Here is a 15976-nt window from a genome sequence, read left to right on the forward strand (position 1 = left end):
GCCCAACAAACGTTGGGCCTTGCGCAGATTTGTCGGGGAAAGTTACTCCAGCGCTTTCCAGATATCCGTGGCGTACTCGCGAATCGTCCGGTCGGAAGAGAACCAGCCCATCCGCGAGGTGTTGAGCACCGCCGAACGCCACCAGTTCTGCGAGTCGTGCCAGTGCGCATCGACACGCTTCTGCGCTTCCCAGTAGGAATCGAAGTCGGCGCAGACCAGGAAGCGGTCATAGTCGATCAACGAGTCGATCAGCCCGGTATAACGCGAGGTATCGTCCGGCGAGAACACACCGCTGCGAATCGCTTGCAGCACATCGTTCAAACGATGGGAGGCGGCGATGTCGGGTACGGCGCTGAACTCGTGGTTCTGCTTGCGCGCTTCAACCTGTTGCGCGCTGAGACCGAAGATGAACATGTGCTCGGCACCGATGCGCTCGCACATTTCCACGTTGGCACCGTCGAGGGTGCCGATGGTCAGCGCGCCGTTGAGGCCGAACTTCATGTTACTGGTGCCCGACGCCTCGAAACCGGCGGTGGAAATCTGCTCGGACAAATCCGCCGCCGGGATGATGCTTTCGGCCAGGCTGACGTTGTAGTTGGGCAGGAACACCACTTTCAGCAGGCCGCGCACGGTCGGGTCGTTGTTCACCACCCGGGCGATGTCGTTGGTCAGTTTGATGATCAGCTTGGCCTGGTGGTAACTCGCCGCCGCTTTACCGGCGAAGATCTTCACGCGCGGCACCCAGTCGACTTCCGGCTCGGCTCGAATCGCCTGATACAACGCCACGGTGTGCATCAGGTTGAGCAACTGACGCTTGTATTCGTGAATACGTTTGACCTGCACGTCGAACATCGCTGCCGGGTTGACCGCGATCCCGAGGCGCTCGTGAATCAGATAGGCCAGCGCCTTCTTGCTGTGCAACCGCTGCTCGGCGAAGGCTTTGCGGAACGCGGTTTTCTCGGCGAACGGTTCAAGTTCGAGCAGGCGCTCTTCGGGATGGTCGAGCACATCCGGGCCGAGGGCGTCGATCAGCATCGAGGTCAGTTCCGGGTTGGCCTGATACAGCCAGCGGCGGAAGGTGATGCCGTTGGTTTTGTTGTTGATCCGCTCCGGATAGAGCTTGTGCAGTTCGGCGAATACGGTTTTGCGCATCAACTGCGTATGCAGACCGGACACGCCGTTTACGCTGTGGGAACCGAGGAACGCGAGGTTGCCCATGCGCACCCGGCGGCCGTTGTCTTCTTCGATCAGCGACACCGCGCGCAGCACGTCGAAGTCGTGAATGCCCTTGGCCCGCAGCGAATCGATGTGCTGTGCGTTGATCAGGTAAATGATCTGCATGTGCCGTGGCAGCATGCGTTCCATCAGCCCGACCGGCCAGGTTTCCAGCGCTTCCGGCAGCAGCGTGTGGTTGGTGTACGACAGCGTGTCGACGGTGACTTGCCATGCTGCGTCCCACGCGACGTCGTAGACGTCGACCAGTTGGCGCATCAGCTCGGCCACTGCAATCGAGGGGTGAGTGTCGTTGAGCTGGATCGCCGCGTGATCACCGAGGGTCAGCACCGAGGTGTGCATGTTGCGGTGACGGCGCAGCAGATCCTGCAGCGAAGCGGCGACGAAGAAGTATTCCTGACGCAGGCGCAGCTCTTGCCCGGCTTCGGTGCTGTCGGCCGGATAAAGGACGCGGGAGATACTCTCGGCGCGGGCCACTTCCGCCACGGCGCCCAGGTGGTCACCGGCGTTGAAGCGCTCCAGGTGCAGATCTTCCATGGCGCGGGCACGCCACAGACGCAGGGTGTTGACGCTCGCCCCGCGCCAGCCGACCACCGGCGTGTCATAAGCAATTGCGCGCACGGTTTCCGCTGGCGACCAGACCTGACGAGTCTTGCCGGAGGCATCGGTGACGGTTTCGACGCTGCCGCCGAAGCCGATCGGGTACGCCACTTCCGGCCGTTCAAATTCCCAAGGGTTGCCGAAATCCAGCCAGTGTTCGGTCTGTTCCTGTTGCCAGCCATCGACAATCGCCTGACGAAACAAGCCATGCTCATAACGAATGCCATAGCCATGGCCGGCGATGCCGAGGGTCGACATGCTTTCCATGAAGCACGCCGCGAGACGACCGAGGCCGCCATTGCCCAGCGCTGCATCGGGCTCCAGCAGACGAATGCGTTCCAGATCGACGCCCAGTTCGGTCAGCGCTTCACGGGCGACGTCGAGCAGGCCGAGGTTGCTCAGGCTGTCGTAGAGCAAACGGCCGATGAGAAATTCCAGCGAGAGGTAATAAACCCGCTTCTGGCCTTTGCGGTAGATCTGCCGGGTGTGATCCATCCAGTGTTCGACCATGTGATCACGCGCGGCCAGGGCAATGGCTTCGAACCAGTCATGGTCGAAGGCATGATCGGGGTCTTTGCCCACGGCGTAGGTGAGTTTGGTCAGGACGGCGTCGCGGAATGCGGCCACCTCTGCTTCGCGAACTAGTGGTTCTTGAGTCATCAACAGGACCTCGAGCGAGCGGGAATTTTCTGAGCCTAGACGGTCTGACCGGCGCTAACGGCTCTGGTTCGGCAGTATTTGCGCGGACTGTGCGCCAGTGCGACATAACCCTGGCGGATGAGCCAATGAATGCAGGGGCCGTGCCGTCCTGTCGGGCAAAATGCGGCCGCTGCGAAAATATCCGGCGAAAGGTTGTTCAAAATTCCACCGCTCCCGGTATTATCGCGCGCCCTGATGCATACACGCCTGGTAACTCCCGATGATGAAGCCCAACCTGATCGCCGCCGCCGAGATTGATCGTCTCGATACGTGGGCCAAATATTCGGCACCGATGTGCGGCTCGTGCATGTCCAGCTGCTGCACGCTGCCGGTCGAAGTGAAGATCAAGGATCTGGTGCGTATCGGCGTGGTCGACGAGTTCGAACTGGGCGATCCGCCGAAGAACATCGCCAAGCGCCTGCAAAAGGAAGGTCTGGTCGAGCGCTTCAATCAGAAGTCAGGAATCTTCACCCTCCAGCGCATGAGCAACAACGACTGCTATTACCTGGATCGTAAAACCCGCCTGTGCACCATTTATGACAAGCGCCCGGACACTTGCCGCAACCACCCGAAGATCGGCCCGCGGCCGGGGTATTGCGCTTATAAGCCGAAAGAAGTCGAGCGGGTGCAGAATTTCCGGGCCATCGACAAATTTTGATCGCTGCTGAAGTTTACGGCGGCTGATCGGCCGCCTTCGCGAGCAGGCTCGCTCCCACAATAGAGATCAGTGAACACAGATTTTCTGTTCACCCGAAATCCCTGTGGGAGCGAGCCTGCTCGCGAAGAGGCCAGCGCAAATACCGAATAAAAGCCAGACAAACAAAAACGCCCCCGGTCTCGCGACCGGGGGCGTTTTCTATTCCAGGGCTGGATTACGCCTTGGCTTTCTTCGCAGCGCGGGTACGCTCGCTTTCGTCGAGGATCTTCTTGCGAAGACGGATCGACTTAGGCGTAACTTCGCACAGCTCGTCTTCCTGGATGTATTCCAGAGCCTGTTCCAGGGTGAAGCGAACAGGTGGGACCAGAGCGATGGTTTCGTCTTTACCCGAAGCACGCATGTTGTCGAGCTTCTTGCCTTTGGTTGGGTTGACACCCAGGTCGTTGTCGCGGCTGTTCTGACCAACGATCTGACCGTTGTAGATCTCCTGGCCGTGTTCTACGAACAGCTTGCCACGAGCCTGCAGGGTTTCCAGCGAGTAGGTCAGAGCCTTGCCGGTTTCAACCGAAACCAGAACGCCGTTCTGACGGCCGGACATGTGGCCCGACTTCACTGGAGCGTAACGGTCGAAGATCGAGGTCAGGATGCCAGCACCGTTGGTCAGGGTCAGGAACTGGTTACGGAAACCGATCAGACCGCGAGCAGGGATGTTGTATTCCAGACGAACACGGCCCTTGCCATCCGGCACCATGTTGCTCAGGTCGCCCTTACGCAGACCCATCTCTTCCATGACCTTGCCCTGGGATTCTTCAGGGATGTCGATGGTGACGTTTTCGAACGGTTCCTGCTTCACGCCGTCGACTTCACGGATGATCACTTCAGGGCGGCCCAGGGCCAGCTCGAAGCCTTCGCGACGCATAGTTTCGATCAGTACCGAGAGGTGCAGCTCACCACGGCCGGAAACCTTGAACTTGTCAGCCGAGTCGCCTTCTTCAACGCGCAGTGCAACGTTGTACAGCAGCTCTTTGTCCAGACGATCCTTGATGTTACGGGAGGTCACGAACTTGCCTTCTTTACCGCAGAATGGCGAGTCGTTTACCTGGAAGGTCATGGAAACGGTTGGCTCGTCAACGGTCAGCGGCTTCATCGCCTCGACGGTGTTGATATCGCACAGAGTGTCCGAGATGAACAGCTCGTCGAAGCCGCTGATGCAGACGATGTCGCCGGCTGCTGCTTCGTCAACGTCGATGCGGTGCAGACCGTGGTGACCCATCAGCTTCAGGATACGACCGTTGCGACGCTTGCCGTCAGCGCTGATAGCGACAACCGGGGTGTTCGGCTTGACGCGACCACGAGCGATACGGCCAACACCGATAACACCCAGGAAGCTGTTGTAGTCCAGAGCGGAGATCTGCATCTGGAACGGGCCGTCACGGTCAACGGCCGGAGGCGGAACGTGGTCGACTACTGCCTGGTACAGCGGAGTCATGTCTTCCGCCATGGCGGTGTGGTCCAGACCGGCAATACCGTTCAGGGCCGAAGCGTAAACAACCTGGAAGTCCAGTTGTTCTTCGGTCGCACCGAGGTTGTCGAACAGGTCGAAGATCTGGTCCAGAACCCAGTCCGGACGCGCGCCTGGACGGTCAACCTTGTTGATGACCACGATTGGACGCAGGCCGGCTTCGAAAGCCTTCTTGGTCACGAAACGGGTTTGCGGCATAGGGCCGTCTTGAGCGTCAACCAGCAGCAGAACGGAGTCGACCATCGACATTACGCGTTCAACTTCGCCGCCGAAGTCGGCGTGGCCCGGGGTATCCACGATGTTGATGTGGTAGCCGTTCCAGTTGATGGCGGTGTTCTTCGCCAGAATGGTAATACCGCGCTCTTTTTCCTGGTCGTTGGAGTCCATCACGCGCTCGTCGTTGAGCTCGTTGCGCTCCAGGGTGCCGGATTGACGCAGGAGTTTGTCTACCAGGGTGGTTTTACCGTGGTCAACGTGGGCAATGATGGCGATGTTGCGTAGATTTTCGATCACTTGTGTATCTCGATCAGAGGATTCGGTTTGCTGACAAGTCATGGCAGCGATTAGCAGTAGTGTCCGGCATGGCCGTTACAGCTTGACGGCGGTGTCGGGGGGCCGGTGACGCAGGCCACAGGCAAACAGCCCCGGGCACTTAGCTCGGTCGATAAACGCGCACATTGGCATGCCCCTCACTGAGCAAATGGTGGGCATGCAGGCGACTCATCACGCCTTTGTCGCAATACAGCAGGTACTGGCGAGTAGGGTCCAGTTCCTTGAAACGTGCGTTCACTGCATAGAACGGCATCGTCTGTACCTCTATGCCGGCGAGCTCCAGCGGGTCATCCTCGGCGGCATCCGGGTGGCGGATGTCGATGACGATCTGACCGGCCAGCGCTTCGCTGACTTCTTCAATTTGCAAATCCTGGCCCAACTCGTCGATTACCCGATCGATCGGCACCAGTTTGGCGTTGGCGAGCGCGCGCTCGAGTACCGCCATGTCGAATTCTTTCTCTTCGTGCTCAACCCGGCCACGCTTGGCGGCGGTCTTGGGGTTGACCGAAATCACGCCGCAGTATTCCGGCATGTGCCGGGCGAAATCGGCGGTGCCGATCTCGTTGGCGGTGTCGATGATGTCCTGCTTGTGCGCGACGATCAGCGGCCGCAGCACCAGCTTGTCGGTCACGCAGTCGATCACCGACAGGTTCGGCAGCGTCTGGCTCGACACCTGGGAGATCGCTTCACCGGTCACCAGTGCATCGATGTGCAGGCGTTCGGCGATCTCGGACGAGGCGCGCAACATCATACGCTTCAAAACCACGCCCATATGACTGTTATCGACTTTGCCGAGAATTTCGCCCAGCACTTCCTCGAACGGCACACTGACAAATAGCACGCGTTGCGAGCTGCCGTACTTCTTCCAGATGAAGTGCGCGACTTCCATTACGCCCAATTCGTGGGCACGCCCGCCGAGATTGAAGAAGCAGAAGTGCGCCATCAGGCCGCGACGCATGATCTGATAAGCCGCCACGGTCGAATCAAAGCCGCCGGACATCAATACCAGCGTCTGCTCCAACGCACCCAGCGGGTAGCCGCCGATGCCGTTGTGCTGGCTGTGAATCACGAACAACCGTTTGTCGCGAACTTCGATACGGACTTCGATTTGCGGTGCTTTAAGGTCGATTCCGGCCGCACCGCACTCGCGACGCAGCTTGCTGCCGACGTATTTTTCCACGTCCATCGAGCTGAAGGCATGCTTGCCTGCGCGCTTGCACCGCACCGAGAAAATCTTCCCGGCCAGTGCATCGCCGTAGTGCTGTTTGCACTTTTCGGTGATGTCGTCGAAGTCGCCCAGCGGGTACTCGTCGATCTGCAGAAAATGCGCGATACCCGGCATGCAGGTCAGGCGCTCGCCCATCTCTTTCAAGGCTTTGGGGTCGGTAACGCGGGTTTCCAGCTCGAGATTGTCCCACACGCCGTTCACCACCACGGCCGGGTCCAGGTCACGGAGCACGGTGCGGATGTTCTTGGCCAACTGGCGGATGAATTTCGTCCGGACAGGTCGGCTTTTGATGGTGATCTCGGGGAAGACTTTTACGATAAGTTTCATGAAAACAGCGCGCGAACGGCCAGCCGAAAAAGGGGGGCGCGGATTATAGCGGAAATTGCTCAAGGTTTAACCAGTTAATGTGCAGAAGGTTTTACTTGCACCAAAACAGGTCATTTATGAATTTAAACGCAACATTAAGGGGCGGGATTTGTCGATTCAGAACCTCGCACGCCTTAATAAGCGTGAATTTGGGGCAAAAAACCCATGCTGGGGCACTGGCATGCAATTTGCTCCCTTGTGAGGCAGGTTGCCTTGGCAGAGTATTCGCGCCGGCATCACCATTATTAAGGGCATCCACTACCCGCCCTAATTCACCCGGAGGACACTATGTCGAAGTCGGTTCAACTCATCAAAGATCATGACGTCAAGTGGATTGATCTGCGCTTCACGGACACCAAAGGCACTCAGCACCACGTGACCATGCCGGCTCGCGATGCGCTGGATGACGACTTCTTCGAAGTCGGCAAGATGTTCGACGGTTCCTCCATCTCCGGCTGGAAAGGCATCGAAGCCTCCGACATGATCCTGATGCCGGTCGACGAAACTGCCGTGCTCGATCCGTTCACCGAAGACCCAACCCTGATTCTGGTGTGCGACATCATCGAGCCTTCGAGCATGCAGGGCTACGATCGCGACCCACGTGCGATCGCCAAGCGCGCCGAAGAGCACCTGAAAGCCACCGGTATCGGTGACACCGTATTCGCCGGTCCGGAGCCTGAGTTCTTCATCTTTGACTCGGTGAAATTCAAGTCGGACATCTCCGGCTCGATGTTCAAGATCTACTCCGAGCAAGGTTCGTGGATGTCCGACCAGGACATCGAAGGCGGCAACAAGGGTCACCGTCCAGGCGTGAAAGGTGGCTACTTCCCGGTTCCACCATTCGACCACGACCACGAAATCCGTACCGCCATGTGCAACGCACTGGAAGAAATGGGTCAGTCGGTTGAAGTTCACCACCACGAAGTGGCAACTGCCGGCCAGAACGAAATCGGCGTCAAGTTCAACACCCTGGTGAAGAAGGCCGACGAAGTTCAGACCCTGAAATACGTTGTGCACAACGTTGCTGACGCTTACGGCCGCACCGCGACCTTCATGCCGAAGCCACTGTACGGCGACAACGGTTCGGGCATGCACGTACACATGTCGATCTGGAAAGACGGCAAGAACACCTTCGCAGGTGAAGGCTATGCCGGCCTGTCCGATACCGCTCTGTACTTCATCGGCGGCATCATCAAGCACGGTAAGGCCCTGAACGGCTTCACCAACCCGGCGACCAACTCGTACAAGCGTTTGGTGCCAGGCTTCGAAGCTCCGGTAATGCTGGCCTACTCGGCTCGCAACCGTTCCGCTTCGATCCGTATTCCTTACGTGTCGAGCCCGAAAGCCCGCCGTATCGAAGCACGCTTCCCGGATCCGGCTGCCAACCCGTACCTGGCCTTCGCAGCACTGCTGATGGCCGGTCTGGACGGTATCCAGAACAAGATCCACCCAGGCGATGCCGCCGACAAGAACCTGTACGACCTGCCGCCTGAAGAGGCGAAAGAGATTCCACAGGTTTGCGGCAGCCTGAAAGAAGCCCTGGAAGAGCTGGACAAGGGCCGCGCGTTCCTGACCAAGGGCGGCGTGTTCTCCGACGACTTCATCGACGCTTACATCGCGCTGAAATCGGAAGAAGAAATCAAGGTTCGCACCTTCGTGCACCCACTGGAATATGAGCTGTACTACAGCTGCTGATCCGGTAGCGCTGCGTAAAGCGGCGTGACACAAGAGGCCTCCTTCGGGAGGCCTTTTTTATTGCCCGGCGCAACGCATTTTCCATGTGGGAGCGAGCCTGCTCGCGAAGGCGGTGGGTCATTGATCGTTCCCACGCTCCGCGTGGGAGTGCAGCCCGTGACGCTCTGCGTCACTGGACGCGGAGCGTCTCAGGAGGCATTCCCACGCAGAGCATGGGAACGATCCATGTTTTGGCTACCAGTCTTTTCAATTCCAGTTATTAACGGTTTTGGCCAACCGCCCCACCTGTCCTATGCTGCTACCCACAGTTTCCAACCCCGGTCGATTTCATGGGTCGCACGCTTCTCTACATTCTGCTGCTGATCGCCCTGCCCGCCGCTGCGCAGATCTACAAGTACACCGACGCCAACGGCAACACTGCTTACAGCAATCAGCCGCCGGACGGCGTGCAGGCGCAACCGGTCGAGTTGCCGCCGCTCAATCGGGTCGAGCCGCAAGCACCGAGTGCGCCGCAAGCACCCACCGCAGAACAACCGCAACCACCGCGCAACGCCTATGAAATCCTCGAACTCGCCGGCCTGCCCACTGACGAGGCGCTGCGCGCCAACAACGGCACCTTCACGGTCAATGTTCTGATCAAGCCGCGTCTGCAACCGCCGCATCAATTAAGGCTGCTACTCGACGACCAGCCCTATGGCCAGCCGAGCAACGTGCCGGTTCTGCAACTGGTCAACATCGATCGCGGCGAGCATCGCCTGGCCGTGCAAGTGATCGACGGCCAAAGCGTCGTTCAGCAGAGCCCGCCAGCGGTCTTCACCGTGCAACGGGTACACACGCCATGATCCGCGCGGGGCTGGCACTCATTCTGGCGCTGATGTCGACGTACACCTTGGCGGAGGTCTTTACCTATGTCGACGCGCAGGGCAACCGCGTCTATACCGACCAGCCACGCGCCAACGCCAAGCGAGTGCCGATCGCGACGAGCAATCGCATGGCTGTCCCTGCCAACACCGCAGCACCGATCACCACAGCGAAAAAATCCGCCGAACCAGCGCCCTTTCACTACGACATGCTGCGCATTCTGATCCCGGAGCCCGATGCCACTCTGCGCAGCAGCGCCGGCGAGCTGATCGTCAGCGTCACCAGCGAGCCCGGCCTGCAAAGCGGCCATCGTTATCGCCTGCTGCTGGATGGCAAGGCCACTGGCGAGCCCGGCGTCAGCCCGGTATTTGCGCTGAGCAATATCGATCGCGGCAGCCACAGCCTTTCGATCGAAATCCTCGACGCCGCCGGGCGTACCTTGGAACGCACCGCCAATCAGCCGTTCCACATGCTGCGCATTTCCCTGGCGCAGAAACGTCAGGTCAAACCCTGCGTTCCCGACGACTATGGCGTGCGCCCGGAGTGCCCGCTCAAGGACAAACCTGAAGAGCCGAAAAATCCATTCCTGCGCTTCTTTTAACCTCCGCCAGCCGCGCGCACTCTATTGGTGCACTAAACTGCATCTCGCCCACAACCCAACCCATTTTGGTTCGAAACTTCCCGTTTGAGCTGGCTTCGTGCCATACAAACGCGCGTCAAACGCCTGTTTCAGGGGTTAAACGCTTCTTTTCGGAGCCTTGGTTTGGTTTTTGCATTTTCCCGACATCAGCGCTTTGTTCTCGCGCACGCCTTGCTCCAAAAGGGGTCCAGATGACCATAAGCGACGCTATTCACCGTTTGCTGCTCGACAACCTGACCACGGCGACCATCCTGCTCGACGCCGAATTGCGCCTGGAGTACATGAACCCGGCGGCGGAGATGCTGTTGGCCGTCAGCGGTCAGCGCAGCCACGGCCAGTTCATCAGCGAGCTGTTCACCGAATCCCCTGAGGCGCTCAATTCCCTGCGCCAGGCGGTCGAGCAGGCGCACCCTTTCACCAAGCGTGAAGCGATGCTCACCGCCCTCACCGGCCAGACGCTGACCGTGGATTACGCGGTCACGCCAATCCTCAGCAACGGCGAGACTTTGCTTTTGCTTGAAGTGCACCCGCGTGATCGCCTGTTGCGCATAACCAAGGAAGAGGCGCAGCTGTCCAAGCAGGAAACCAGCAAGATGCTGGTGCGCGGCCTCGCCCACGAGATCAAGAACCCTCTTGGCGGCATCCGTGGCGCAGCGCAATTGCTGGCCCGCGAACTGCCGGAGGAAAGCCTGCGCGATTACACCAATGTGATCATCGAAGAGGCCGACCGCCTGCGCAATCTGGTCGATCGCATGCTCGGCTCGAACAAACTGCCATCGCTGGCCATGTGCAACGTCCACGAAGTGCTCGAACGCGTCTGCCATCTGGTCGAAGCCGAAAGCCAGGGCTGCATCACCCTGGTGCGTGATTACGACCCGAGCATTCCCGACGTCCTGATCGACCGCGAGCAAATGATTCAGGCGGTGCTGAACATCGTGCGCAACGCGATGCAGGCGATCAGCAGCCAGAACGAGCTGCGCCTGGGCCGCATCAGCCTGCGCACCCGCGCCATGCGCCAGTTCACCATCGGCCACATCCGCCATCGTCTGGTGACCAAGATCGAGATCATCGACAACGGTCCCGGCATTCCGGCGGAACTGCAGGAAACCATTTTCTTTCCCATGGTCAGCGGCCGCCCGGATGGTACCGGGCTGGGCCTGGCCATTACCCAGAACATCATCAGTCAGCACCAGGGCCTGATCGAGTGTGAGAGCCATCCAGGCCACACCACCTTCTCGATCTTCCTGCCACTGGAACAAGGAGCCACATCGACATGAGCCGTAGTGAAACCGTGTGGATCGTCGATGACGACCGTTCTATCCGTTGGGTCCTGGAAAAAGCCTTGCAGCAGGAAGGCATGACCACCCAGAGCTTCGACAGCGCCGATGGCGTGATGAGTCGTCTCGCCCGGCAGCAGCCGGACGTGATCATTTCCGATATCCGCATGCCGGGCGCCAGTGGCCTGGATCTGCTGGCGCGGATTCGCGAACAGCACCCACGGCTGCCGGTCATCATCATGACCGCTCACTCCGATCTGGACAGCGCTGTCGCCTCCTATCAGGGCGGTGCTTTCGAGTACCTGCCCAAGCCGTTCGACGTCGATGAAGCGGTATCGCTGGTCAAACGCGCCAATCAACATGCCCAGGAACAGCAAGGTCTGGAAGTGGTGCCGGCGCTGACCCGCACCCCGGAAATCATCGGCGAAGCGCCGGCGATGCAGGAGGTGTTTCGCGCCATCGGGCGCCTGAGCCACTCCAACATCACCGTGCTGATCAACGGCGAATCCGGTACCGGTAAAGAACTGGTGGCCCACGCCCTGCACCGCCACAGCCCACGCGCGGCCTCGCCGTTCATTGCACTGAACATGGCGGCGATCCCCAAGGATCTGATGGAATCCGAGCTGTTCGGCCACGAGAAAGGCGCGTTCACCGGCGCGGCGAATTTGCGTCGCGGTCGTTTTGAACAGGCGGACGGCGGCACGCTGTTTCTCGATGAAATCGGCGACATGCCGGCGGACACCCAGACGCGTCTGTTGCGCGTGCTGGCCGATGGCGAGTTCTATCGCGTCGGCGGCCATGTACCGGTCAAGGTCGATGTACGCATCATCGCTGCGACACACCAGAATCTCGAAACACTTGTCCACGCCGGCAAATTCCGTGAGGACTTGTTCCACCGCCTGAACGTGATCCGCATCCACATCCCGCGCCTGTCGGATCGTCGTGAAGACATTCCAACCCTGGCCCGGCACTTCCTCAGCCGCGCCGCGCAGGAGCTGGCGGTGGAGCCGAAGCTGCTGAAAAGCGAGACCGAGGAATACCTGAAAAACCTGCCGTGGCCAGGTAACGTGCGCCAGTTGGAGAACACCTGCCGCTGGATCACCGTCATGGCCTCCGGTCGCGAAGTGCACATCAGCGACTTGCCACCGGAACTGCTCAACCTGCCGCAGGATTCGGCGCCAGTGACCAACTGGGAACAGGCCCTGCGCCAATGGGCCGATCAAGCCCTGGCCCGTGGCCAGTCGAGCCTGCTCGACAGCGCAGTGCCGGCGTTCGAGCGGATCATGATCGAGACAGCACTGAAGCACACCGCAGGACGTCGGCGTGATGCGGCGGTGTTGCTGGGTTGGGGGCGTAATACCCTGACGCGCAAGATCAAGGAACTGGGGATGAAGGTTGATGGTGGGGATGATGATGAGGGGGAAGAGGGTTAAGTCTCCGGTTCTGCGCTGAACCCATTCGCGAGCAGGCTCGCTCCCACAATTGAAATACGCTCCTCTGTGGGAGCGAGCCTGCTCCGGGCGGCGCTCCGACGAAGCTTTTGGCGCCAGCATGCACCGCATCAATGCACGATGACCCGGGATCGCGCAGAGCCATATCGCCACCCCCGCATCTGAAAGTGCCGAAAAACCCAGACTTGAAATAAACGAAAGCCCCGTATTCCGGGGCTTTCGCGTTTGCGAAGCATTTTTTGTTACAGCAAATCAAAACCTGGCACGCCGCCTGCAATATCTATCTCAGGTGATTCGATTCACCACCCGTTTCGGGGACCTTGGTACAGGCAGGCCGGGGATTCCCCTCTTTACACCGGGCTCACAGCGCAAAGCAGCGAGCCCACCGTTTTGGGATCCTTGGTACAGGCAGGCCGGGGGTTCCCTCTTTACACCGGGCTGACGCCGCAAGCGAAGCCCATGCTTTTGGGAACCCTGATACAGGCAGGTCAGGGATTCCCGCTTTTACACCGCAATGCGTCCCGCCCCTATTCGAACCTGGGGCGCTCGGGCACATGATGTGGGGGCTGGTTTTGCCATGTCGGGTCAAACCTCCTTACTTCCTCCTCCAGCCTGTCCAGCATTTTCCCCGGGCTGGGTTCAGTAGACGCAATGTTCAGCAAACTTTCTTGCTCACCTACGCTGGCCTTTTGGAAGCTTTCAATAAACGACCAGAACCGGCGCTGCAAAAGCAGACGCTCAACCTGAAATTCCGGCGTACGCACCAGATTTCTGAGTTGTTTGATCATTGCGGGGTTCGCTTGAAGGACAAATGAATCCCACAGGGCAGACTTTTCAGCGCGTTGCGTTTGGGGGACATGGTGCAGCCATGGACTGTCCGCCAAATCAGCCTCGATTCTCCCCAGCCACAGATCGGTACCCGTCTGCCGACGTGCAGCTATCAATCGTCGAAGAGAAGCGGGGTCGGCAATCGGACTGCCAGTCAGGTCAAACCCTTTTCTCAGCTCAATGGTTTCGGGAATGGCTCTGATCGCGGTATAGGCCAGATTCAAACGTGTCCTGGGAATATCGGATGTCACGCCGTCCGGGAATTCTCTTATACGAGTTCGGTGGAGATCGACTTCCCGCAACGCCGTCATTCCCCGCAGTGAGGGCGCCACAGCCAGCCGACTTTCCGACAAATTCAATATCTCCAGCCGCGACGGACCGTTCTGCAAACCAAGCCCGGGCGGCGGCGAGGTTATGAACGTATTGGCCAGATTCAACTCTCGCAATCCGGACATGCGAGTCACATCAGGTGCTTCTGTCAAATCGGGATTATGGTACAGGTCAAGCACCTCCAACCGTGACGCCACGGGCCATTGATCCAGCCCGACAGGGGGACGACTCAAACCACAGGAACGTGCGCGCAAGACCCGCAACTCGCTCATGCCACGCACTGAAAAAAGCGGCCAGATACTGCAGTGCGTCAGGCTCAACTCCCGCAAACGGGTCAATCGCGTGAAATGCTCAAGGCCGTCCGACGGGAGCCATAGTCTGGCTTCCTGCATCGTCAGGACTTTCAACGTCGGGAGTTTATCGATTTCGGCCAACAGTTCATGACACTTGCCATTGAATCTGCGGATTTCGAGGGTTTCAATGTGGGAAAGCATCGAGAACAATTTTCCCAGACTTTTCGAAGGACTTCCTTCCAGGCCTAGAGATACGACGGATCTGAGCGGAACGGAACAACCCGGTAGCGCCAGATTGCGCCGACTTCCCAGGTCGAGCTCCAGCTTGAAACCGACCAGTCGCCCGTCGCGGTAGACTTTTTCCGAATGCTCTCCCTGCCATTTGAACAACCGACGCACGTTGGCCCCTATTGCCAGCCGGCGCCTGCGTTCGGCAATGTCCTGGCCTTTGTAACCCGTCTCCCAGGCAGTGATCTCACGGTTCAATCGAGGAAACTCCAGCTCAAGCCGCTTGAGTTCGACTTCTGCCACACCCGCTTCCCCATACCTTGCGATGAAATCATCGGCATGTTGATCCGTCGCATCAGCAAAATAGCGTCTGACCAGTGTCCGTGTGGTCGCAACCAGAACCGGCGGCTGCCCCCCGGAGGGGCCTGCGCCGGTGAGCCAGGGGCGGTGAAAGTTGAACGGGTTGGCAGGTGCTTGAGCAGCGCCATCCATCCCACCGCGCAAACCTGTGAGGATGCAAACCCAGGTGTTCTGCTCGCTGCGGGTGATCGCCAGGGTTTCACCGCCCAGGCTGGCGCGGTAAATGTTCACGCTGTCGGCAGCGACGGGATCGTTGGGTTTGACCAGGCGCCAAACCCTGTATTCCGGGCGGGAGGCATCCAGATCCTGCATCACCTGATACGCCTGCTCATGGATGACCACATAGAGTTTGCCATCGTGACGTATCACGCCGTCGCTGCCCGATTGTGCGCTACTGACATCCAGCCCGGCATGAAAGCCATCCAGGCTTTGGGCGGTCAGGGGGTTGGTGCGGGTGCTGAAGTCGCTGTGCGGATGCCAGATGCCGCTTTCGCTATCGCGCAACATCCATGGGCCGGAAGGATACAACTCGCCGGGATGTCGAGCGCGATACCATCCCGTATCCGGATCAGCTGCGACGAGAATGAGGCCACTGCCAGGGACGTCAACATAACGGCGATTTTTGTACAGCCTGAAGCCTTCGCCATCAGCGTCAGGCAATTCGGTGGTTGATGTTATCCGGTAAGTCTCCAGCGACCGGTGTATCACAGGAGAGATGGCAGCAACCTCCGGTGCCGGGCGAACCTCGACCACCGGCGCCGGCAGGATCGTATTCGGGCCTGCGTCGTCGCCAGGTTTGGTGCTAAGCGACTTCAGATCATCGACACCAGCCCAGGGGACCGTGCCATCGCGGACGGGCATATCCGCCGCTGTGAAATCCTTGTCCGAGCTTCGCTTCGGGAACGTGTGGACATCCGTATCAACGTGGGTGCTGCCCCCGCGAGGTGGTTTTAGTGGCATGTTTTTTCATCCTTGAAAAGTCGCCCCGCCATTCATGCTCAGGCGGGGGGGGTCGGCATCCTGCCGGTTAGCTGGGAAGACCAACGATAGCCTGCGTTAACGTTGACGCGCAGCGGAAAAACAGACGGCTCCGGTGGGAAATGACGCTAGCAAATGTGGGAATGGCAGGGCAGGCCGAACGTCATCAGCCTGCGC

The 15976-nt window shown here is 59.3% G+C and carries 10 protein-coding genes; 6 read left to right on the forward strand and 4 right to left on the reverse strand.

Going from position 1 to position 15976, the window contains the following annotated elements; all coding sequences use genetic code 11:
* Positions 1-42: 42 nt before the first annotated feature.
* Positions 43-2493 carry a glycogen/starch/alpha-glucan phosphorylase gene (locus J2Y39_RS20060; RefSeq protein WP_041477535.1) on the reverse strand — a complete coding sequence of 817 codons (2451 nt, stop codon included), beginning with the start codon at positions 2491-2493 and terminating at the stop codon, positions 43-45.
* 259 nt (positions 2494-2752) lie between these two features.
* Here J2Y39_RS20060 and J2Y39_RS20065 point away from each other — a divergent pair, with 259 nt between their 5' ends.
* The gene (locus J2Y39_RS20065; protein ID WP_016772101.1) at positions 2753-3190 is read left to right on the forward strand and encodes a YkgJ family cysteine cluster protein; all 438 of its coding nucleotides are present in this window, start codon (positions 2753-2755) and stop codon (positions 3188-3190) included.
* Between the two features lie 214 nt (positions 3191-3404).
* On the opposite strand, the gene typA is transcribed toward J2Y39_RS20065, so the two are convergent.
* Both typA and thiI read right to left on the reverse strand, forming a co-directional pair.
* Complete coding sequence (gene typA, locus J2Y39_RS20070; protein ID WP_016772102.1) at positions 3405-5225, reverse strand: translational GTPase TypA; 1821 nt, start codon at positions 5223-5225, stop codon at positions 3405-3407.
* A gap of 139 nt (positions 5226-5364) precedes the next feature.
* Complete coding sequence (thiI, locus tag J2Y39_RS20075) at positions 5365-6819, reverse strand: tRNA uracil 4-sulfurtransferase ThiI (RefSeq protein WP_024011233.1); 1455 nt, start codon at positions 6817-6819, stop codon at positions 5365-5367.
* 327 nt (positions 6820-7146) lie between these two features.
* Here thiI and glnA point away from each other — a divergent pair, with 327 nt between their 5' ends.
* The 5 genes from glnA (at position 7147) to ntrC (ending at position 12764) form a co-directional block, all read left to right on the forward strand.
* Positions 7147-8553, forward strand: a complete 1407-nt coding sequence (gene glnA, locus J2Y39_RS20080) for a type I glutamate--ammonia ligase (RefSeq protein ID WP_016772104.1) — start codon at positions 7147-7149, stop codon at positions 8551-8553.
* Positions 8554-8882: 329 nt separating this feature from the next.
* Complete coding sequence (locus J2Y39_RS20085) at positions 8883-9395, forward strand: DUF4124 domain-containing protein (RefSeq protein WP_310219341.1); 513 nt, start codon at positions 8883-8885, stop codon at positions 9393-9395.
* A complete protein-coding gene (locus tag J2Y39_RS20090) occupies positions 9392-10015 on the forward strand; it encodes a DUF4124 domain-containing protein (protein WP_310219343.1) in 624 nt (207 codons plus the stop codon). The genes J2Y39_RS20085 and J2Y39_RS20090 overlap by 4 nt, the downstream gene beginning before the upstream one ends.
* Positions 10016-10245: 230 nt before the next feature.
* Positions 10246-11331 (forward strand): nitrogen regulation protein NR(II), encoded by a 1086-nt coding sequence (glnL, locus tag J2Y39_RS20095; protein ID WP_024011230.1) that lies wholly within the window; start codon positions 10246-10248, stop codon positions 11329-11331.
* Entirely contained in the window at positions 11328-12764 is a 1437-nt protein-coding gene (gene ntrC, locus J2Y39_RS20100) for a nitrogen regulation protein NR(I) (RefSeq protein WP_016772108.1), read from the forward strand. The genes glnL and ntrC overlap by 4 nt, the downstream gene beginning before the upstream one ends.
* Positions 12765-13309: 545 nt before the next feature.
* Here ntrC and J2Y39_RS20105 read toward each other — a convergent pair.
* Positions 13310-15781: a hypothetical protein gene (locus J2Y39_RS20105; protein WP_310219347.1), complete on the reverse strand. Its 2472-nt coding sequence runs from the start codon at positions 15779-15781 to the stop codon at positions 13310-13312.
* Positions 15782-15976 lie beyond the last annotated feature (195 nt).

Source organism: Pseudomonas sp. 2957 (genome assembly GCF_031456345.1).
GTDB lineage: Bacteria > Pseudomonadota > Gammaproteobacteria > Pseudomonadales > Pseudomonadaceae > Aquipseudomonas > Aquipseudomonas siliginis.

Bases quoted from the DNA above. Each gene is read 5' to 3' on its own strand.
- glnA (WP_016772104.1), top strand. From the start codon at position 7,147: ATGTCGAAGTCGGTTCAACTCATCAAAGATCATGACGTCAAGTGGATT.
- J2Y39_RS20085 (WP_310219341.1), top strand. From the start codon at position 8,883: ATGGGTCGCACGCTTCTCTACATTCTGCTGCTGATCGCCCTGCCCGCC.
- thiI (WP_024011233.1), bottom strand. From the start codon at position 6,819: ATGAAACTTATCGTAAAAGTCTTCCCCGAGATCACCATCAAAAGCCGA.
- J2Y39_RS20090 (WP_310219343.1), top strand. From the start codon at position 9,392: ATGATCCGCGCGGGGCTGGCACTCATTCTGGCGCTGATGTCGACGTAC.
- J2Y39_RS20105 (WP_310219347.1), bottom strand. From the start codon at position 15,781: ATGCCACTAAAACCACCTCGCGGGGGCAGCACCCACGTTGATACGGAT.
- J2Y39_RS20060 (WP_041477535.1), bottom strand. From the start codon at position 2,493: ATGACTCAAGAACCACTAGTTCGCGAAGCAGAGGTGGCCGCATTCCGC.
- J2Y39_RS20065 (WP_016772101.1), top strand. From the start codon at position 2,753: ATGATGAAGCCCAACCTGATCGCCGCCGCCGAGATTGATCGTCTCGAT.
- glnL (WP_024011230.1), top strand. From the start codon at position 10,246: ATGACCATAAGCGACGCTATTCACCGTTTGCTGCTCGACAACCTGACC.
- ntrC (WP_016772108.1), top strand. From the start codon at position 11,328: ATGAGCCGTAGTGAAACCGTGTGGATCGTCGATGACGACCGTTCTATC.